At 73.5% G+C, this 18,197-nt stretch carries 17 protein-coding genes; 15 read left to right on the plus strand and 2 right to left on the minus strand.

Annotation, left to right across the window (positions count from 1 at the left end):
• The first annotated feature begins 152 nt into the window (after positions 1–152).
• From F9C41_RS32325 to F9C41_RS32340, 4 genes are all read left to right on the plus strand, one after another.
• A complete protein-coding gene (locus tag F9C41_RS32325; RefSeq protein ID WP_155390593.1) occupies positions 153–1,241 on the plus strand; it encodes an acyltransferase family protein in 1,089 nt (362 codons plus the stop codon).
• An 86-nt stretch (positions 1,242–1,327) separates the two neighbouring features.
• A complete protein-coding gene (locus F9C41_RS32330) occupies positions 1,328–2,380 on the plus strand; it encodes an LLM class F420-dependent oxidoreductase (RefSeq protein ID WP_155390594.1) in 1,053 nt (350 codons plus the stop codon).
• 6 nt (positions 2,381–2,386) lie between these two features.
• A complete protein-coding gene (locus F9C41_RS32335) occupies positions 2,387–3,217 on the plus strand; it encodes an undecaprenyl-diphosphate phosphatase (protein WP_155390696.1) in 831 nt (276 codons plus the stop codon).
• Position 3,218: 1 nt separating this feature from the next.
• Positions 3,219–3,911: an MSMEG_4193 family putative phosphomutase gene (locus F9C41_RS32340; RefSeq protein WP_155390595.1), complete on the plus strand. Its 693-nt coding sequence runs from the start codon at positions 3,219–3,221 to the stop codon at positions 3,909–3,911.
• Positions 3,912–3,918: 7 nt separating this feature from the next.
• On the opposite strand, the gene F9C41_RS32345 is transcribed toward F9C41_RS32340, so the two are convergent.
• Positions 3,919–4,521: a TetR/AcrR family transcriptional regulator gene (locus tag F9C41_RS32345; protein ID WP_155390596.1), complete on the minus strand. Its 603-nt coding sequence runs from the start codon at positions 4,519–4,521 to the stop codon at positions 3,919–3,921.
• Between the two features lie 175 nt (positions 4,522–4,696).
• Between F9C41_RS32345 and F9C41_RS32350 the strand changes: the two genes are divergently transcribed.
• On the plus strand, positions 4,697–5,683 hold the full coding sequence (locus F9C41_RS32350) for an LLM class flavin-dependent oxidoreductase (RefSeq protein WP_155390597.1): 987 nt from the start codon (positions 4,697–4,699) through the stop codon (positions 5,681–5,683).
• Positions 5,684–5,699: 16 nt separating this feature from the next.
• On the opposite strand, the gene F9C41_RS32355 is transcribed toward F9C41_RS32350, so the two are convergent.
• The gene (locus F9C41_RS32355; protein ID WP_155390598.1) at positions 5,700–7,253 is read right to left on the minus strand and encodes a PucR family transcriptional regulator; all 1,554 of its coding nucleotides are present in this window, start codon (positions 7,251–7,253) and stop codon (positions 5,700–5,702) included.
• A gap of 106 nt (positions 7,254–7,359) precedes the next feature.
• Between F9C41_RS32355 and uraD the strand changes: the two genes are divergently transcribed.
• From uraD to allB, 10 genes are all read left to right on the plus strand, one after another.
• Positions 7,360–7,857 (plus strand): 2-oxo-4-hydroxy-4-carboxy-5-ureidoimidazoline decarboxylase, encoded by a 498-nt coding sequence (gene uraD, locus F9C41_RS32360; RefSeq protein WP_155390599.1) that lies wholly within the window; start codon positions 7,360–7,362, stop codon positions 7,855–7,857.
• A 99-nt stretch (positions 7,858–7,956) separates the two neighbouring features.
• Positions 7,957–8,283, plus strand: coding sequence for a hydroxyisourate hydrolase (uraH, locus tag F9C41_RS32365; protein ID WP_155390600.1), 327 nt, complete (start codon positions 7,957–7,959; stop codon positions 8,281–8,283).
• Positions 8,283–9,149, plus strand: coding sequence for a factor-independent urate hydroxylase (gene pucL, locus F9C41_RS32370; protein ID WP_155390601.1), 867 nt, complete (start codon positions 8,283–8,285; stop codon positions 9,147–9,149). The genes uraH and pucL overlap by 1 nt, the downstream gene beginning before the upstream one ends.
• A complete protein-coding gene (locus F9C41_RS32375) occupies positions 9,149–10,000 on the plus strand; it encodes an FAD binding domain-containing protein (protein ID WP_155390602.1) in 852 nt (283 codons plus the stop codon). The genes pucL and F9C41_RS32375 overlap by 1 nt, the downstream gene beginning before the upstream one ends.
• Complete coding sequence (locus F9C41_RS41600; protein WP_155390603.1) at positions 9,991–10,467, plus strand: (2Fe-2S)-binding protein; 477 nt, start codon at positions 9,991–9,993, stop codon at positions 10,465–10,467. Before F9C41_RS32375 ends, F9C41_RS41600 begins: the two co-directional genes overlap by 10 nt.
• Positions 10,464–11,816 (plus strand): 8-oxoguanine deaminase, encoded by a 1,353-nt coding sequence (locus tag F9C41_RS32385; RefSeq protein WP_230690180.1) that lies wholly within the window; start codon positions 10,464–10,466, stop codon positions 11,814–11,816. Before F9C41_RS41600 ends, F9C41_RS32385 begins: the two co-directional genes overlap by 4 nt.
• Positions 11,813–14,083, plus strand: a complete 2,271-nt coding sequence (pucD, locus tag F9C41_RS32390) for a xanthine dehydrogenase subunit D (protein WP_155390605.1) — start codon at positions 11,813–11,815, stop codon at positions 14,081–14,083. The genes F9C41_RS32385 and pucD overlap by 4 nt, the downstream gene beginning before the upstream one ends.
• Entirely contained in the window at positions 14,084–15,604 is a 1,521-nt protein-coding gene (aceB, locus tag F9C41_RS32395) for a malate synthase A (protein WP_155390606.1), read from the plus strand.
• Positions 15,604–16,836, plus strand: a complete 1,233-nt coding sequence (locus F9C41_RS32400) for a DUF6986 family protein (protein ID WP_155390607.1) — start codon at positions 15,604–15,606, stop codon at positions 16,834–16,836. Before aceB ends, F9C41_RS32400 begins: the two co-directional genes overlap by 1 nt.
• On the plus strand, positions 16,833–18,134 hold the full coding sequence (gene allB, locus F9C41_RS32405) for an allantoinase AllB (protein ID WP_155390608.1): 1,302 nt from the start codon (positions 16,833–16,835) through the stop codon (positions 18,132–18,134). The genes F9C41_RS32400 and allB overlap by 4 nt, the downstream gene beginning before the upstream one ends.
• The last annotated feature ends 63 nt before the right edge of the window (positions 18,135–18,197 follow it).

Consider the following 18,197-nt stretch of genomic DNA (forward strand, 5'->3'; position numbering starts at 1 on the left):
TCGGCTTGACACCGCGGCGGCGATCGGTGGGTGGCGCGTGCGCAGTGCGGGCGAAAACCAGGCGCCGGAGCGGTTTACCGAGCCGGCTTTGAGGGAAGGGGGCTTTGGTTGAGGTGCACGGTCGACCCAGCCCCCAGGAGCGCCGAACCATCATGACCACCACGGCCAGCGGCAGTCCGGCTGAGCCGGCCACCGTCCGCCCCCGCAGTCCCTACATCGACATCCTGCGCGCCGCCGCGATAGTCCGGGTGTTCCTGCAGCACACGGTGCCGCTGGGCGCGCTGACCGCGCTGCTGCCCGCGATGTGGGTCATGTTCGGGCTCGCCGGTTACCTGACCGCGGTGTCGCTGCGGCGGGGCGGCCCGGGGCGCACCGTGCGCTCGCGACTGCGCCGCCTGCTGCCGCCGCTGTGGATGCTGGGCGCGATCGGGGTGCCGCTGATGCTGCTGCACGGCTGGCACCCGTTCGTCTGGAGCGATCTGATTCCGTGGGTGTTCCCGCTGGTGAACCCGCCGGGCAGCGAGTGGGGCGCGGCCTTCGTCATCACGCTGTGGTATCTGCGCGTCTACCTGTGGTTCGTGCTGCTCTCGCCCCTGCTGTGGTGGCTGTTCCAGCGCGCGCCGGTGGCGACGCTGCTGACGCCGCTCGGGGCGGCCGTGCTCTTTTCGACCGTGCTCACGCTACCGGGCTCCCGGGTCACCGATGTGATCTGGAGCACCGCCGCGTACGGCACCGCCTGGGTGCTCGGGTACGCCCGCGAGTCCGGTCTGCTGGACCGGCTGGCCTGGCCCGCCTGCCTGGCCGTGGCGGGGGCGCTGGGCCTGGCCGCGCTGCTGCGCGCCGCCGCCGACCCGGATGGGCTGCAGGATCCGCTGGTACTGGTGCTGTGGGGCACCGGGGTGGTGCTGGTGGCGCTGCGGGCCCGCCCACGGCTGGCCTGGCTCGCCGCGGCGGTGCAGCTGCGCCGGGCGGTCGCGCTGCTCAACGCGCGGGCGGTGACCGTCTACGTGTGGCAGCTGCCGATGGTGGCGTTCGGCACCTGGCTGCTCCGCGGGCTGGCCGGGCCGCCCGCGCTCACGGCGGCGGTCGCGGCGATGCTGACGGCCTGCGCGGTGCTGTGCTTCGGCTGGGTCGAGGACCTCGCCGCGAAGCGGCCGCCGGCGCTGGTGCCGACCGTTCCCGCGCCCCGCCGTCCCGCCGCCGAGGGTCTGCGGACGCCGTCCGGCGCGACCGCGGCCTGAGACCGGGGGTCGTCCTTCCCAAGATTCTTACTACTCGGTAACCTTGGCCCACCGCCGCCGACGCGGCCCGGCCAACGGAGGTCACCATGCGACTCGGTCTCAACATCGGCTATCTGACGCCGTGGTCCACACCCGTTAGCCTGCTGGCGCTGGCCCAGGAGGCCGACCGGCTCGGCTTCTCGGTGGTCTGGGCGGCCGAGTCGTACGGCTCGGACTCGCCGACCCTGCTCTCCTGGATCGCCGCGCAGACCGAGCGCATCGACATCGGCAGCGCCGTCATGCAGATCCCCGGGCGCACCCCGGCCGCGACCGCGATGACCGCCGCCACCCTCGACACGCTGTCCGGCGGCCGCTTCCGCCTCGGTCTGGGCGTGTCCGGCCCGCAGGTCTCCGAGGGCTGGCACGGCGTGCGCTTCGCCAAGCCCCTGGCCCGCACCCGTGAGTACGTCGACGTCGTCAAGCTGGCCCTGTCCGGCAAGCAGGTCACCTACGACGGCGAGTTCCACACCCTGCCGCTGCCCGACGGCCCCGGCAAGGCGCTGCGCCTGAACTTCCACCCGCTGCGCAGCGAGATCCCGGTCTACCTCGCCGCGGTCGGCCCGAAGAACCTCGAACTGGCCGGCGAGATCGCGGACGGCTGGCTCGCCGTGTTCTACACGCCCGAGTTCGCGCAGGAGCAGCTGGCCCAGATCGCCGCCGGCCGGGCCAAGGCGGGCAAGACGATGGACGGCTTCGACGTCGTGCCCAGCGTGCCCGTCGTCGTGGGCGACGACGTCGAGATGTGCGCCGAACTCGTGCGCGCCTACGCGGCGCTCTACGTCGGCGGCATGGGCAGCCGCCAGCAGAACTTCTACAACGATCTCGCCACCCGCATGGGCTACGGCGAGGCCGCCGCGCAGGTCCAGGAGCTGTACCTGGCCAAGCGCCATCGCGACGCCGCCGCGGCCATCCCGATGGAGTTCATCGACCGCACTTCATTGCTGGGGCCCAAGGAGCGCATTGCGCGACGCCTGCGTGACTTCGCCGATTCGGGCGTGACTACGCTGTCGCTGGCGCTGTTCGTGGCAGACGCCGACTCCGGCAGGGAGACCTTGCGTACGGTGGCCGAAGCGTACGCGGAGAGCGGACTGGGAGACTAAGTGGAAATCGAGATCTGGCAGGCGATCGTGCTGGGCATCGTGGAGGGGATCACCGAATTCCTCCCGATCTCCTCAACGGGCCACCTGACCATCACCGAGAAGTTGATGGGCCTGCCGATCGACGATCCCGCAGTCACCGCCTTCACCGCCGTGATCCAGATCGGAGCGATCGCGGCGGTGCTGGTGTACTTCTTCAAGGACATCACCCGCCTGGCCGGGGCCTGGTTCAAAGGCCTGTTCTCCGCCGAGGCGCGCCAGATCTTCGACTACAAGTTCGCCTGGTACGTCATCGCCGGCTCGATCCCGATCGGCATCGTCGGCTTCCTCGGCCGGGACCTCATCACCGGTCCGCTGCGCAGCATGTGGTTCGTGGCCGGGTCGCTGATCGTGTGGAGCGGCGTGATGGCCTTCGCCGAGTACGCCGCCACCCAGGTCCGCGGGGAGAAGCAGCTGCGCCTGGCCGACACGCTCGTCATCGGCTTCGCCCAGTGCCTGGCCCTGATCCCGGGCGTGTCCCGGTCCGGCGCCACCATCACCACCGGCCTGCTGCGCGACATCGACCGGGTCACCGCCACCCGGCTGTCGTTCTTCCTCGGCGTGCCCGCACTCGTCGCCGCCGGCATCTACGAGCTGCCCGAGGCGCTGGGCAGCCCCACCGTGACCGTGGCCTCGCTGATCGTCGGCACGATCGTCAGCTTCCTCGTGGCGTACGCCTCGATCGCCTGGCTGCTCAAGTTCGTCGCACACCACTCGCTGATGGCATTCGTGTGGTATCGCGTGATTCTGGGCGGCGCGATCATCGCATTGCTCGCCACGAACACCATCTCCGCCACCTAGGCTGGCGATCGTGGCCACGCTACTGCTGCTGCGGCACGGACGCACGACCGCCAACGCCGACGGCATCCTCGCCGGGGACCTGCCCGTCGAGCTGGACGAAGTGGGCGTCGCCCAGGCCGAGCAGGCCCGGGGGCGGCTGGCCGGGCTGCCCCTGGCCGTCGTCGTGAGCAGCCCACTGGTCCGCTGCAAGCAGACCCTGGAACTCGCGCTGCCCGGCGTCGTGCCGGTGGCCGAGGAGGGGCTGCGCGAATGCGGCTACGGCGAGTGGTCCGGGCGCTCGCTCAAGGAACTCGCGGACAACCCGCTGTGGTCGACCGTGCAGCACCATCCGGCCGCGGTCGTGTTCCCGGGCGGGGAGGCGATGGCGGCCATGGCCAACCGCGCCGTCACCGCCGTACGTGCCTGGGACGCCCGGATCACCGAGTCGCACGGCCCTGACGCGGTGTGGCTGGCCTGCAGCCACGGCGACGTGATCAAGGCGATCGTGGCGGACGCGCTGGGCATGCACCTGGACCTGTTCCAGCGCATCTCGGTCGAGCCGTCGTCGGTGACCGCGATCCGCTACACCCCGCAGCGGCCGTTCGTGCTCCGCGTCAACGACACCGGCACCCCGGTCTCCGCGCTGCTGCACAAGCACCGCCCGCCCGCCGAGGAGACCGCCGAGAGCGACGCCGTCCTCGGCGGCGGCGCCTGACCGGCTGTCAAGCGCCCGGCAGGGGTGTGGCCGCCGTGGTGCGCAGGCCGTCGAGGGAGACGTGCAGGATGCGGCGCCAGGCGGGTTCGGGCACGACCGGGGCGATCCGGCCGAGGGCCACCAGCAGCAGGGAGACGTCCTCGGCGGTGATGTCGGGGCGTAGTTCACCGGACTCGTGGGCGGCCCGCACCAGCTCCGCGATCAGCGGGCCGACCTGCTGGCGGCAGTGCTGGCGGGCGGTGTTGCCGGCCTGGCCGGGCAGCGCCTGGCAGTAGGCGTCGAGCAGCCCTGGGGACGCCGTCTGCCGGGTCAGCGCGTCGGCGAGGAACCGGCTCAGGTCGGGCCAGGCCCGGCCGGTCAGCGAGGCCGTCGCCGCAGTGGCCCATGAGGTGAACACGTGCTCCAGCGCCGCGTCGAGCAGCGCCTCCTTGGTGGGGAAGTGCCGGTAGAGGGTGCCCATGCCGACCTCGGCCCGGCGCGCGATCTCGCGTACGTCGACGTCGCTGCCGCGCTCGGCGATCAGCCCGGCCGCGGCGTCGAGCAGCCGGCCGCGGTTGCGGGCGGCGTCGCTGCGCGCTGCTCTGGCTGCGGCGGCCGGGAGTGACGTCATGCACAACACCCTACCGGAGCGGCTGCTCCGTTTCGGTGCTACGGTCGGGGAGCAGGCGGAGCAAGTGCTCCGTTTCACGCCGGACCGGCAGCACCGGCCGCGGCCCGCGAGACCGTGCCAGGTCTCGCGGGCCGACCGGCCCGCCGGTGCCCGTTCGAGTCAGAAGGACAGCCGCATGACGATCCCGCTCTCCATCCTCGACCTGGCCCGCATCGGCCCCGGCGAGACCGCGCACGACAGCATCGCGGCCAGCGTCGACCTCGCCCGCACCGCGGAGCAGCACGGCTACCGGCGCGTCTGGTACGCCGAGCACCACAACATGCCCACCATCGCGTCCTCGGCACCCGCCGTGCTGATCGCACACGTCGGCACGTTCACCCGCGAGATCCGGCTCGGCGCGGGCGGCGTCATGCTGCCCAACCACACGCCGCTGACCATCGCCGAGCAGTACGGCACCCTCGACGCGATGTACCCGGGGCGCATCGACCTGGGCCTGGGCCGGGCTCCCGGCTCGGACCAGAACACGATGCGCGCGCTGCGCCGCGACGCGCAGTCGGCCGAGGGCTTCCCGAACGACGTGCTGGAACTGCAGGCCTACCTGGCCGGGAAGTCGCGGATCCCCGGCGTGGACGCGGTGCCGGGCAAGGGCTCCCAGGTCCCGCTGTACATCCTGGGCTCGTCGATGTTCGGCGCGACGCTGGCCGCCGCGCTCGGGCTGCCGTACGCGTTCGCCTCGCACTTCGCGCCGCAGGCCCTGGAGGCGGCGGTGGCCGCGTACCGGCGGGAGTTCCGGCCCTCCGAGCAGCTCGACCGGCCGCACGTGATCGTCGGGGTCAACGTCGTCGCCGCGGACACCGCGGCCGCCGCTCGGGAGCAGTTCCAGGGCACCCGGCGGGCGTTCGCGACGGGGCTGTTCGGGCGCGGGCAGACCTTCACCGACGAGCAGGCCGACCAGCTCCTGGCCCAGGGCGCGGGCCAGCACGTCGACCAGATGCTGCAGTACTCCGCGCTCGGCACACCCGCCGAGGTGCGCGACTACCTCGACGCGTTCGTCCGGCACGCGGGCGCCGACGAGCTGATCGTCGCCCACCACGCCACCGGCGAGGCCCGCCTGCGCTCGGTCGCCCTGCTCGCCGAGGCGATGTCGCCCGCCCACGCGTGACGCGGCGGCCGGGAGGCTACGCGTCCAGGCGGAGGGCGAGGTAGAGGTCGACGCGGTCGGCGAAGCGGTCCAGGTCGCGGCCGGTCAGGTCGGCGATGCGGCGGATGCGGTAGCGCAGCGTGTTGACGTGCAGGTGCATCGCGCTCGCGCAGCGCGTCCACGAGCCGTCGCAGGCCAGGAACGTCTGCAGGGTGCGCACCAGGTCGGCGTGGTGGTCGGCGTCGTAGGCGCGCAGCGGGGCGAGCAGCCGATCGGCGAACGCCTGCCGCACCGCCCGGGGCACGCCCGCGAGCAGCAGGTCGTGCGAGGCCAGCTCGTCGCTGCCGACGACCGACACCCGGTCCGGCCGGTCGAGCGCATACCCATGGGCGTACCGGGCCTGTGACAATGCCCCGGCCAGCTCGGCGACGCCCGCAGCGGGTTCGCTCACGCCCGCCGCGAATCGCGTCCCCCGGGCCGCCGTCGTGAGATGCCGTGCCGTCTCGCGCAGCCCACCGAGCCGGTCCGGTCCCACGACCACCGCCACGACCTCACCCGCCACCATCGCGACGGCCGCTCCCGGCACCATCTCCTCCACCACCGCGACAGCGGCGCCGTCCGCGTCGTGCGGTTTCGGGGAGACCGCACCCTTCGCGAAGCCGATTCCTGCGGTCTCCCCGAAACCGCCGGCGACCGTAGCGGAGCCGGCGTGGAGGGAGGCGACGAGGACGGTGTACGGGCCGGTGGTCGGCAGGCCGCAGGCGTGCAGGGCGGCGGCGATCTCGGCCGGGTCGGCGGCGGCCGCCAACACGTCGGCGAGCTGGGCGGCGAGTCGGCGTTCGATCCTGCGGGCGCGATCCTGGCGGGCCGCGTCGAGGGCGATCAGCTCGACGAGTTCTTCGAGCAGCGCCGGGTCGGCGCAGGCGACGAAGCGGGTGCCCGGCGTCGCGGCGGGCCCGGGCGCGTCGAGGTGGAACTCCCGGTCGCCGATCCGGCAGCGGGTGGGCAGGGCGTCCGCGCGCAGGAACGCCGTGGCGAGCCGCTGCCCGGTGGCGAGGTCGTGCGGCGTGCCGGCGGGGTCGCCCACGACGGCACGCCCGGTGCAGGTCAGCACCCAGGCTCCGGTGGCGGGCCACACCTCGGCCAGGTCGGCTCCGGCGGCGAGGGTGGCGACCCGGCCGCGGCGGCGGCTGCGGGCGGCCAGCGCGCCGGCTTCGCGTTCGGCCCAGAGCACCGTGTTGATCCGTTCGGTCACCTCGCGGAACGACACCTCGGCGGGCACCGCGAACAGCGGCAGCCGGTGCCGCCGGCAGGCTTCCACCAGATCGGCGGGGACCGGCCCGAGCAGCGCCTCGCCCGCGCCGAGCGCGGCCACCCCGGCCCCGGCCAGCGCGGCGACGAACAGCTCGGAGTCGGCGGGTTCGCGCCGCCACATCATCCCGGTCAGCACGACCTCGCCGCCCGCCAGATAACGCGCCGGGTCGAGCAGGTCGGTGGTGTACGCGAGGTGGGCGGGTCGGTCCAGCTCGCCCTCCCCGGCGAGCACCGGCAGCCGGACACCCGGCTGTTCCAGCACGTCACGTAGCCGCATGCGGCACCACCTTTGTCGTAACCTCCAAAGAGCCTAGCCAGGCTTTGTTGCAGTTTCGGTCCTTCTCACCCTTCAGCGCCAGGGGGCGGGGCAGTTGACTCATTCCATGTCGCCGGCCGAGTTCAACGCTCTGCCCGCCCCCGACGCCGAACGCGAGTTGCTGACCTGCAACGCGTCGAGTGCGTGGGCGCGGGCGGTGGCGGCCGCGCGGCCCTATACGGACCTTGCTGAGCTGCGCGAAGTCGCCGCCGGGGCGGTCGCGGCACTGTCCTGGCCGGACGTGCGGCAGGCGCTCGACGCCCACCCGCGCATCGGCGCGCGGGCCGCGGGCACGAGCCGCGAGGCGGCCTGGTCGCGGCGCGAGCAGTCCGGCGCCGCGTCCGCCGACGAGCAGACCGCGGCCGCGCTGGTCGAGGCCAACCGGGCGTACGAGGACCGTTTCGGCCACGTGTTCCTCATCTTCGCCAGCGGCAAGTCGGCCGAGCAGATGCTCGCTGCGACCCGGCAGCGGCTGGCCAACGACGAGGCCGCCGAGCGCGACGTGGTACGCCGCGAGCTGACGGCGATCACCTTGCTGCGCCTTGATCGGTTGTTCGGGTCGTGAGCGAGAGCAGCGGGCGAACCATGTCGCAGGTTTTCTCATGCCGCCGACGAGCGCAACGAGGAGAAGGCGTGAGCAAGCGATGACGAGGGGATACGCGGGATGACCCTGTCGACCCATGTGCTGGACACCTGCCGCGGCGAGCCCGCTGCGGACGTGCAGGTGACGTTGCAGCGGCTGGGGCAGTACGGCTGGGTCACGATCGCGACCGGGACCACGAACACCGACGGGCGGCTCGCCGACTGGGTGCCGGCCGAGCAGTGGCTGGTGGGCCGGTACGGGCTGCGCTTCGACGTCGCCGCATACCAGGGGCTCGGCAGCTTCTTCCCCGAGGTGACCGTGGTCTTCGACGTCACCGACACCGACCGGCACCTGCACGTGCCACTGCTGCTGAGCAAGTTCGGCTACACCACCTACCGGGGGTCCTGATGACGATCCGACTGGGACCCAACCGCTACGGCAAGGCCGAGTGCCGCCTGGTCACCGTGGTCCGCGACGGCGAGCGCCACGAGCTGACCGACCTCAACGTCAGCACCCGGCTCGCGGGCCGCCTCGACGCCACACATCTGACCGGCAACAACGCCGACGTGCTGCCGACCGACACGCAGAAGAACACGGTGTACGCGTTCGCCCGGGACGGCTTCGCGAGCATCGAGCAGTTCGGCCTGCGCCTGGCCCGCCACTTCGTCGCCGAGCAGGACGCGATCGAGCTGGCCCAGGTGCACGTGGAGTCGTACGGCTGGCGGCGTCTGGGTGGCCACTCGTTCGCCCGCGCCGGGGACGAGGTGCGCACCGCGACGGTTACCGCGACCGCGGCGCAGGCTTGGGTCGTGGGCGGGCTGCACGGGCTGACGTTGCTGAACACGACGGGCTCGATGTTCAAGGGCTTCCCGCGGGACCGGTACACCACGCTGCCGGAGGCCGAGGACCGCATCCTGGCCACGGCCGTCGACGCCCGCTGGCGTTTCGCCTCGGCCGAGGTGGACTGGAACGCCGCGTTCGAGGCGGTCCGGGACGGGCTGGTGGGCGCGTTCGTCGACACGTACAGCCGCTCGCTGCAGCAGACCCTGTATGCGATGGGGGAGCGGGTGCTCCAGCAGGTGCCCGAGGTGGCCGAGGTGCGGCTGGCGCTGCCGAACCGGCACCACTTCCTGGTCGACCTGTCCCCGTTCGGGCTGGACAATCCCGACGCGGTGTACTTCGCGGCCGACCGCCCGTACGGCCTGATCGAGGGCACGGTGCTGCGGGACGACGCGCCCTCTCCGGGGCCGGCGTGGGACCTGGGGGTGGCCTGATGGACTTCATCACCCCGTCGACCTGGGCCGACGCCCTGGCGATCAGGGCCGACCGGCCGGACGCGGTGCCGCTCGCCGGCGGCACCGACGTGATGGTCGAGCTGAACTTCCACCGGCGGCGGCCGGGCGTGCTGCTCGACCTGACCCGCATCGGCGACCTGACCACCTGGGCACAGGATGGTGAGCTGCTGCGCGTCGGCGCGGGCGTCTCGTACACCCGGCTCATCGAGGAGCTGGGCGACCGGCTGCCGGGGCTGGCCATGGCCGCGCGCACGGTCGGTTCGCCGCAGATCCGCAACCGGGGCACGCTCGGCGGCAACCTGGGCTCGGCGTCACCCGCCGGGGACGGACACCCGCCGCTGCTGGCCGCCGACGCGCAGGTGGAGCTGGCGTCGGTGCGCGGCACCCGGCTGGTGCCGATCGGCGAGTTCTTCACCGGGCCCAAACACAGCGTGCTCGCCCCGGACGAGCTGATCGCCGCGGTGTGGGTGCGGCCCGCCGACGGTCCGGAGCAGTTCTCGAAGATCGGCACCCGCAACGCGATGGTGATCGCGGTCAGCTCGTTCGCCCTCGCGCTGCACCCCGGCCGCCGCGCGGTCGGCACCGGCATCGGCTCGGCCGCGCCCACCCCGCGCCGGGCCGCCGAGGCGGAGCTGTTCGCCGCCGGGCAGCTGCCCTGGGACACCCTCGCCGCGCTCGACCCCGACGTGGCGCGGCGCTTCGGCGAGCTGGTCGCCGCGTCCGCCGCCCCGATCGACGACGTGCGCGGCACGGCCGCGTACCGCCGCCACGCGCTGGCCGTCCTGGCTCAGCGCACCCTGACCTGGGCCTGGAGGGACCTATGCGGGTGACCTGCACGGTCAACGGAACTACCCGGACCGCCGACGACGTGTGGCCGGGTGAGAGCCTGCTCTACGTGCTGCGTGAGCGGCTCGGCCTGCCTGGCAGCAAGAACGCCTGCGAGCAGGGCGAATGCGGTTCGTGCACGGTGTACCTGGACGGGACCGCGGTCTGCGCCTGCCTGGTCGCCGCGGGCCAGGCCGCCGGGCGCGACGTGCGCACCGTGGAGGGCCTGGCCCCCGAGGGCGAGCTGGACCCGGTGCAGCGGGCGTTCCTGCAGACCGGCGCGGTCCAGTGCGGCTTCTGCACGCCGGGGCTGATCGTCTCGGTGCACGACCTGCTCGCCCGCGTGCCCAAGCCCACCGATCCGCAGATCCGCGAGGCCCTGGCCGGCAACCTGTGCCGCTGCACGGGCTACGAGAAGATCATGGATGCGGTACGCCTGGCCGCCTCCTCGGCCGGGACGGAGACGCGGTGAGGACCGTCATCAACGGCTGTGCGATCGCGACCGTCGACGCGGCGGGCGCGGAATACCCGCGCGGGCATGTGGTGGTCGACGGCGACCGGATCACCGCGGTCGGCGGCGGGGACTTCGAGGGACCCGCTGACCAGGTCATCGACGGCCGGGGCTGCCTGGCCACGCCCGGCCTGGTCAACACCCACCACCACCTCTACCAGTGGGCCACCCGAGGGCTCGCCCAGCAGAGCAACCTGTTCGACTGGCTGGTCGAGCTGTATCCGGTGTGGGCCGGGCTCGACGACGAACTCGTGTACGTCACGACCACCGCGGGCCTGAGCGCGCTGGCGCTGTCGGGCTGCACCACCGCCGCCGACCACCACTACGTCTTCCCGCGCGGCTCCGGTGACCTGATCGGGACCCAGGTCGAGGCGGCCGCGTCGGTCGGCGTACGGCTGCACGCCTGCCGCGGCTCGATGGACCTCGGCGTGTCGCAGGGCGGGCTGCCGCCGGACAACGTCGTCGAGTCGACCGACGCGGCGCTGGCCGCGACCGCCGCCGCGATCGAGCAGCACCACGACCCGTCGCCGTCGGCGATGGTGCGCGTCGCCGTCGCGCCGTGCTCGCCGTTCTCGGTCACCTCCGACCTGATGCGCGAGGCCGCGTCCCTGGCCCGCGCGCACGGTGTGCGGCTGCACACGCACCTGGCCGAGACGGTCGAGGAGGACGCATTCTGCCGCGACCGCTTCGGCTGCACCCCCGTGGAGTACGCGGAGAAGCTCGGCTGGCTCGGCGACGACGTGTGGCTGGCCCACGGGGTGCACCTCGACGACGCCGCGGTGGCCCGGCTCGGCGCGACCGGCACCGGCGTGGCGCACTGCCCCAGCTCGAACGCCCGCCTCGGCGCGGGCATCGCCCGGGTGCGCGACCTGCTCGACGCCGGCGCGCCGGTCGGCCTCGGCGTCGACGGCGCGGCCTCGCAGGAGGCCGGTGAGCTGGGCCCGGAGCTGCGCCAGGCGATGCTCGCGGCGCGCCTGCGCGGCGGCCCGGCCGCGCTGACCGCCCGTGAGGCGCTCGCCCTGGCCACCACCGGCGGGGCCCGCTGCCTGGGCCGCGACGGCGAGCTGGGCATCCTGGAGCCGGGCCGGCTCGCGGACGTCGCACTGTGGCGGATCGACGGCCTCGGCCACGCCGGCATCGAGGACCCGGTCGCCGCCCTGGTCTTCGGCCCGCCCGCCCGCGTCGAAGCGCTGCTCGTCGGCGGCGACGTCGTCGTCCGCGGCGGCCGCCTCGTGCACGCCGACGAGGAGTCCCTGGCCCGCGACCTGACCCGGGTCAGCCGCACCCTGCTCCGAAAGGCCGGCCGATGAGCGCGACGGTGCACGTGGGGCTGGCGGCCACCGTGACGGGCGGGGTGGGGGCCTCCCCGCTGCGGCCCGACGGGCGGCTGAAGGTGACGGGGGAGTTCGCGTTCTCGTCCGACCTGTGGGCCGACGACATGCTCTGGGGCGCGACGCTGCGCAGCCCGCATCCGCGGGCGCGGATCACCGAGCTGGATCTCGGTCCGGCGCTGCGGATTCCGGGCGTGTACGCGGTGCTCACCCACGAGGACGTGCCCGGCCGGAGGCTCTACGGACTGGAGCACGTCGACCAGCCGGTGCTGGCCGCCGACGAGGTCCGCTACCAGGGCGAGCCGATCGTGGTCGTGGCCGCCGACCACCCGGAGACCGCGCGTCGCGCCGTCAAGGCGATCGGGATCGCCTACGACGTGCTCGACCCGGTCACCGATCCCGAGGCGGCGCTGCACGCCGACCGCGCGCCCCGGGTGCACGCCGACCGGCCGAACCTGCTGCGCCACGTGCCGATCCGCCGCGGCGACCCGCACGCCGCCGCCGCGGTCGTGGTGACCGGGGAGTACGAGGTCGGCATGCAGGACCAGGCCTTCCTCGGCCCCGAGTCGGGCCTGGCCGTGCCCGCCGACGACGGCGGCGTCGACCTCTACATCGCCACCCAGTGGCTGCACGTCGACCAGCAGCAGGTCGCCGCGTGCCTGGACCTGCCCGCCGACAAGGTCCGGCTCACCCTGGCCGGGGTCGGCGGCGCGTTCGGCGCGCGGGAGGACCTGTCCATGCAGGTCCACGCCTGCCTGCTGGCGCTGCGCACGGGCCGCCCGGTGAAGATGGTGTACGGCCGTGAGGAGTCGTTCTTCGGCCACGTGCACCGGCACCCGGCCCGGCTGCGCTACGAGCACGGCGCGGACGCCGACGGCCGCCTGGTCTACGTGAAGGCCCGCATCCTGCTCGACGGCGGCGCGTACGCGTCCAGTTCCGGCGCGGTCGTGGCCAACGCGGCGACGCTGGGCATCGGCCCCTACGACGTGCCGAACGTGGTGATGGACGCGTACGGGCTCTACACCAACAACCCGCCGTGCGGGGCGATGCGCGGCTTCGGCGCGGTGCAGGCGTGCTTCGCGTACGAGTCGCAGATGGACAAGCTCGCCGCGGCGCTGGGCCTCGACCCCGTGGAGGTGCGGGTCCGTAACGCCCTGCACACCGGCGACCGCATGCCGACCGGCCAGCTCGTCGAAGGTCCCGCCCCGGTCGCCGAGCTGCTCCGCCTGGTGCAGTCCAAGCCACCCGCCGGTGCGGCGGACTTCCCGCCCGGCGGCACCGCCAACACCACCCGCGGGGAGGGCGTGGTCCGCGGCGTCGGCTACGGCATCGGCATCAAGAACGTCTGCTTCTCCGAGGGCTTCGACGACTACGCCACCGCCCGCGTCCGCCTGGAACTGATCGGCGGCCGGCCCGCGGTGCTGGTGCACACCGCCGCCGCCGAGGTGGGCCAGGGCCTGGTCACCGTCCAGGCCCAGATCGTGCGCACCGAACTCGGCGTCGACCAGGTCACCATCGCCCCCGCCGACACCGCCGTCGGCAGCGCCGGCTCCTCCTCCGCCTCCCGCCAGACCTACATGACCGGCGGCGCCGTCCGCGCCGCCTGCCAGGCCATCCGCACCCGCCTGCTGGACCGCCTCGACGGCCTCGCGGGCGAGCTGCGCCTGGTCGACGGGCAGGTGCGGGACGCCGACGGCGGGACCGTCGCCGACGTCGCGGAGCTGCTGGGCGACGAGGCGATCGAGGAGACGGTGCAGTGGCGGCACCGGCCGACCCATCCCCTCGACCCGGAGACGGGCCAGGGCGACGCGCACGTGCAGTACGCCTTCGCCGCGCACCGCGCCACCGTCGACGTCGACACCGAGCTCGGCCTGGTCAAAGTCGTCGAGATCGTCACCGCGCAGGACGTCGGCAAGGCCGTCAACCCGGCCGCGGTCACCGGCCAGATCCACGGCGGCACCGCCCAGGGACTCGGCCTGGCGCTGATGGAGGAGATCCAGCTCGTGGACGGGAAGGTGCGCAATCCCTCCTTCACCGACTATCTGCTCCCTACGATCATGGACATGCCGCCGATGACAGTGGACGTGCTCGAACTGGCCGACCCGCACTCGCCCTACGGCCTGCGCGGGGTCGGCGAGCCGCCCACGATCTCGTCCACACCCGCCGTCGTCGCGGCGATCCGGGCGGCCACCGGGGCCGCGCTGACCAGGGTGCCGGTCCGGCCCGAACACATCGTGGGGGTATGAGTGACCGAGATCCTGACGCCCGAGGCGGTCCAGTTCGTCACCGAGCTGCAGCACCGCTTCCGCCCCCGCCGCGACGAGCTGCTCGCGGCGCGCCGGGCCCGGCAGGCGGAGATCGACCGCACCGGCACGCTGGACTTCCTGCCGGAGACCGCGCAGATCCGCGAGAGCGAGTGGACCGTCGCGCCCGCCCCGGCCGACCTGGTCGACCGCCGGGTCGAGATCACCGGCCCGACCGACCGCAAGATGACCATCAACGCGCTGAACTCGGGCGCGAAGGTGTGGCTGGCCGACCTGGAGGACGCAAACACCCCGCACTGGGCGAACGTGATCGGCGGCCAGCAGAGCCTGTACGAGGCGGTCCGCCGCACGATCAGCCTGCAGCAGGGCGACAAGCTGTACGCGCTGCACCCCGGCCCGCTGCCCACCATCGTGGTGCGGCCCCGCGGCTGGCACCTCGACGAGCGCCACTTCGAGGTCGACGGGGAGCCCGGCGTCGCCGCGCTGGTCGACTTCGGGCTGCACTTCTTCCACAACGCCGCCGAGCTGCTGGCCCGGGGCAGCGGCCCGTACTTCTACCTGCCGAAGATGGAGAGCCACCTCGAAGCGAGGCTGTGGCAGGACGTGTTCACGGCCGCGCAGGAGCTGCTGGGCATCCCGTACGGCAGCATCCGGGCCACCGTGCTCATCGAGACGATCACGGCCGCGTTCGAGATGGACGAGATCCTGTGGGAGTTGCGCGACCACGCCAGCGGCCTGAACGCGGGGCGCTGGGACTACCTGTTCAGCCTGATCAAGAAGTTCCGCGCGTTCCCGGCATACACGCTGCCCGATCGCGGGCAGGTGACGATGGCCGCGCCGTTCCTGCGGGCATACGCGCAGCTGCTGGTCAAGACGTGTCACCGGCGTGGCGCGTACGCGATGGGGGGCATGGCCGCCTTCATCCCGAACCGGCGCGACCCGGGTGTCACCGCGACGGCGCTGGCCAAGGTCCGCCAGGACAAGGAACGCGAGGCCGCCGACGGCTTCGACGGCTCCTGGGTGGCGCACCCCGACCTGGTGCCGCTCTGCCTGGAGGTGTTCGAGCAGGCGCTGGGCGGGGCCCCGAACCAGCTCTCCCGCCAGCGCCCGGACGTGCACGTCGACGCGCACGACCTGCTCGACGTGCGGACCACCGAGGGTGAGCCGACGATGGCGGGGGCCCGCGCCAACATCCACGTCGGTATCCGCTACATCCAGTCGTGGCTCAACGGCAACGGCGCGGCGGCGATCGACAATCTGATGGAGGACGCCGCCACCGCCGAGATCTCCCGCTCCCAGCTGTGGCAGTGGCTGCACAACGGCGCGCTCCTCGACGGCGGCACCACCCCGGTCACCCGCGAGCTGCTGGAAGAGCTGATCGAGGGCGAGATGGCCGTGCTGGGGTCCGAATACGCCCCCGCCCGCAGGATCTTCGAGCAGGTCGCGCTCGCCGACGACTTCGTCGAGTTCCTGACCCTGCCGGCCGGGGAGCTGATCGACTGATGAAGCCCGCCGGAACCGACGAGTTCCTCGGGGTGCCGCGCGAGCCGCGCGACGGGGCGGCCCGGGTCCCCGCGCGGGAGCTGGACCGCATCCTGGCCGCGGCCGACGGGCTGCGCCGCGACCGCTACCCGGGCGAGGAGCCCGGCCGCCAGCCGCTGCACACCGTGTACGTGCCGGCCGACCGGGTGCGCACCGGGCTGGGGCAGCGCTGGGGCGAGCAGGCGCTGGCCGCGCTGGCCGAGCACGGCCTGCCGTATCCGGACGAGCTGCACGAGCGGATCACCCGCAAGCTGGCCACCGAGCCGATCGAGGACCTGCGGGTCGACTTCGAGGACGGCTACGGCCGCCGCGAGGACGCCACCGAGGACGCGCACGCCCGCAGCGTCGCCGCATTCCTCGCCGCCCGCCCGGCCCCGTTCACCGGCGTACGGATCAAGAGCCTGGAGCCCGACACCCGGCCCCGGGCGTTGCGCACCCTCGATCGGCTGCTCGACGCGCTGGGCACCATCCCGCCGAACTTCGTGATCACGCTGCCGAAGGTCAGCTCGGTGGAGCAGGTCGAGGCGCTGGTGTGGCTGTGCCGCCACCTCGAACCGGCCGCCGGGCAGCTGCGCTTCGAGCTGCAGGTGGAGATGCCGCAGGCGATCCTCGGCCCGGACGGGGTCTGCCCGCTGCCCGCGATGATCCATGCGTCCCAGGGGCGCTGCGTGGGGCTGCACTACGGCACCTACGACTACTCGGCGGCGCTGGGCATCGCGGCGGCGTACCAGTCCATGGAGCATCCCGCCGCCGATCACGCCAAGCAGGTGATGCAGGTCGCCGCGGCGGGCACGGGGGTGCGCGTGGTCGACGGCTCCACCAACGTGCTGCCGATCGGGGACACCGCCGCCGTGCAGGCCGCCTGGGCGCTGCACCTGCGCCTGGTCCGCCGCAGCCTGGAACGCGGCTTCTACCAGGGTTGGGACCTGCATCCGGCGCAGCTTCCGACGCGCTACGCGGCCGCGTACGGCTTCTTCCGCCAGGGCGCGCCGTCGGCCGCGAACCGGTTGCGGGCCTGGCTGGCCGGGCGCGACAGCGCCGCGCAGCGCGACAGTGGTGCGCGCGGCACGGGCTACCTGGACGAACCCGCGACGGCGCGGGCGCTGTCCGGATTCCTGCGACGCGCCGTGCTGTGCGGTGCGGTGGATGTCGGCGAATTCGGCATCGATCGATCTATGCTGGAGCCGCTGTGAACTACGACCTCATCCTGCGCTCGCACCGCACGCTCACCCCGGACGGTGAGCGGCCCGCCGACGTCGGCATCCGCGACGGCGTCATCGCCGCGGTAGCCGGGTTCCAGGCGCTGGCCGGCAACGACGCCATCGACCTGGGGGACTGCGCGCTGCTGCCCGGCCTGGTCGACACCCACGTGCACGTCAACGAGCCGGGGCGCACCCAGTGGGAGGGCTTCGACAGCGCCACCCGGGCGGCCGCCGCGGGCGGCGTGACGACCATCGTCGACATGCCGCTGAACTCGGTTCCGCCGACGGTCGACGTGCAGGCGCTGCACGTCAAGCGCGCCGCGGCCGTCGAGCAGTGCTTCGTGGACGTCGGTTTCTGGGGCGGCGCCGTGCCCGGCAACGCCCGGCAGCTGCCCGCACTGCATCAGCAGGGCGTGTTCGGGTTCAAGGCGTTCCTCATCGACTCGGGTGTGCCCGAGTTCCCGCCGCTGGACCCGGCCGGGCTGGAGGAGGCGCTCGGCGCGGTCGACGCGCTGTTCGTGCTGCACGCCGAGGACCCGTCGCTGGTCACCGCCGCGCATGGCGACCACTTCGCGGACTTCGTCGCCTCGCGCCCGCCGCGGGCCGAGCGCCGGGCCGTCGCCGCCGTGATCGAAGCGGCCCAGCGCACCGGGGCGCGGGTGCACATCCTGCACCTGGCCGCCGCCGACGCGCTCCCGCTGATCGCCGCGGCCCGCCGGGAGGGCGTCCGCATCACCGCCGAGACCTGCCCGCACTACCTGACCCTGGACGCGTCCCAGGTGCCCGACGGCGCCACGCAGTACAAGTGCTGCCCGCCGATCCGGGACAAGTCCCATCAGGACGCGCTGTGGCAGGCGCTGGCCGACGGCGTGATCGACTGCGTGGTGTCCGACCACTCGCCGTGCCCGCCCGAGCTGAAGGCGGGCGACTTCGGCACCGCCTGGGGCGGGATCGCGTCCGTGCAGCTCGGGCTGCCGCTGATCTGGACCGCGGCGGCGCAGCGCGGGCACAGCCTCGCCGACGTGGTGCGCTGGATGGCCGGCAACACCGCGGACCTGGTCGGCCTGCCCCGCAAGGGGCGCATCGTCGAGGGCGCCGACGCGGACCTGGTCGCCTTCGACCCGGACGCCGAGTTCACCGTCGACGCGACGCGGCTGCTGCACCGGCACCACGTCTCGCCGTACGACGGCCGCCACCTGCGCGGCGTCGTCCGCGACACCTGGCTGCGCGGCCGCCTCGCCGGCGTCGAGCCGATCGGCCGCCTGATCCGGCCGGGAGGCGGTGCATGAGCGTCCGCCATGCCGCCGACGAGCGCAGCGGGGAGAGGGCATGAGCGAGCGGAGCGAGCGAAT

Source organism: Catellatospora paridis, assembly GCF_009720365.1.
Taxonomy (GTDB): domain Bacteria; phylum Actinomycetota; class Actinomycetes; order Mycobacteriales; family Micromonosporaceae; genus Catellatospora; species Catellatospora paridis.

What these genes read in the sequence shown, in the direction of transcription:
- F9C41_RS32325 (WP_155390593.1), top strand. Translation starts at nt 153, where the DNA reads ATGACCACCACGGCCAGCGGCAGTCCGGCTGAGCCGGCCACCGTCCGC.
- F9C41_RS32330 (WP_155390594.1), top strand. Translation starts at nt 1,328, where the DNA reads ATGCGACTCGGTCTCAACATCGGCTATCTGACGCCGTGGTCCACACCC.
- F9C41_RS32345 (WP_155390596.1), bottom strand. Translation starts at nt 4,521, where the DNA reads ATGACGTCACTCCCGGCCGCCGCAGCCAGAGCAGCGCGCAGCGACGCC.
- F9C41_RS32350 (WP_155390597.1), top strand. Translation starts at nt 4,697, where the DNA reads ATGACGATCCCGCTCTCCATCCTCGACCTGGCCCGCATCGGCCCCGGC.
- F9C41_RS32355 (WP_155390598.1), bottom strand. Translation starts at nt 7,253, where the DNA reads ATGCGGCTACGTGACGTGCTGGAACAGCCGGGTGTCCGGCTGCCGGTG.
- uraD (WP_155390599.1), top strand. Translation starts at nt 7,360, where the DNA reads ATGTCGCCGGCCGAGTTCAACGCTCTGCCCGCCCCCGACGCCGAACGC.
- uraH (WP_155390600.1), top strand. Translation starts at nt 7,957, where the DNA reads ATGACCCTGTCGACCCATGTGCTGGACACCTGCCGCGGCGAGCCCGCT.
- pucL (WP_155390601.1), top strand. Translation starts at nt 8,283, where the DNA reads ATGACGATCCGACTGGGACCCAACCGCTACGGCAAGGCCGAGTGCCGC.
- F9C41_RS32375 (WP_155390602.1), top strand. Translation starts at nt 9,149, where the DNA reads ATGGACTTCATCACCCCGTCGACCTGGGCCGACGCCCTGGCGATCAGG.
- F9C41_RS41600 (WP_155390603.1), top strand. Translation starts at nt 9,991, where the DNA reads ATGCGGGTGACCTGCACGGTCAACGGAACTACCCGGACCGCCGACGAC.
- pucD (WP_155390605.1), top strand. Translation starts at nt 11,813, where the DNA reads ATGAGCGCGACGGTGCACGTGGGGCTGGCGGCCACCGTGACGGGCGGG.
- F9C41_RS32400 (WP_155390607.1), top strand. Translation starts at nt 15,604, where the DNA reads ATGAAGCCCGCCGGAACCGACGAGTTCCTCGGGGTGCCGCGCGAGCCG.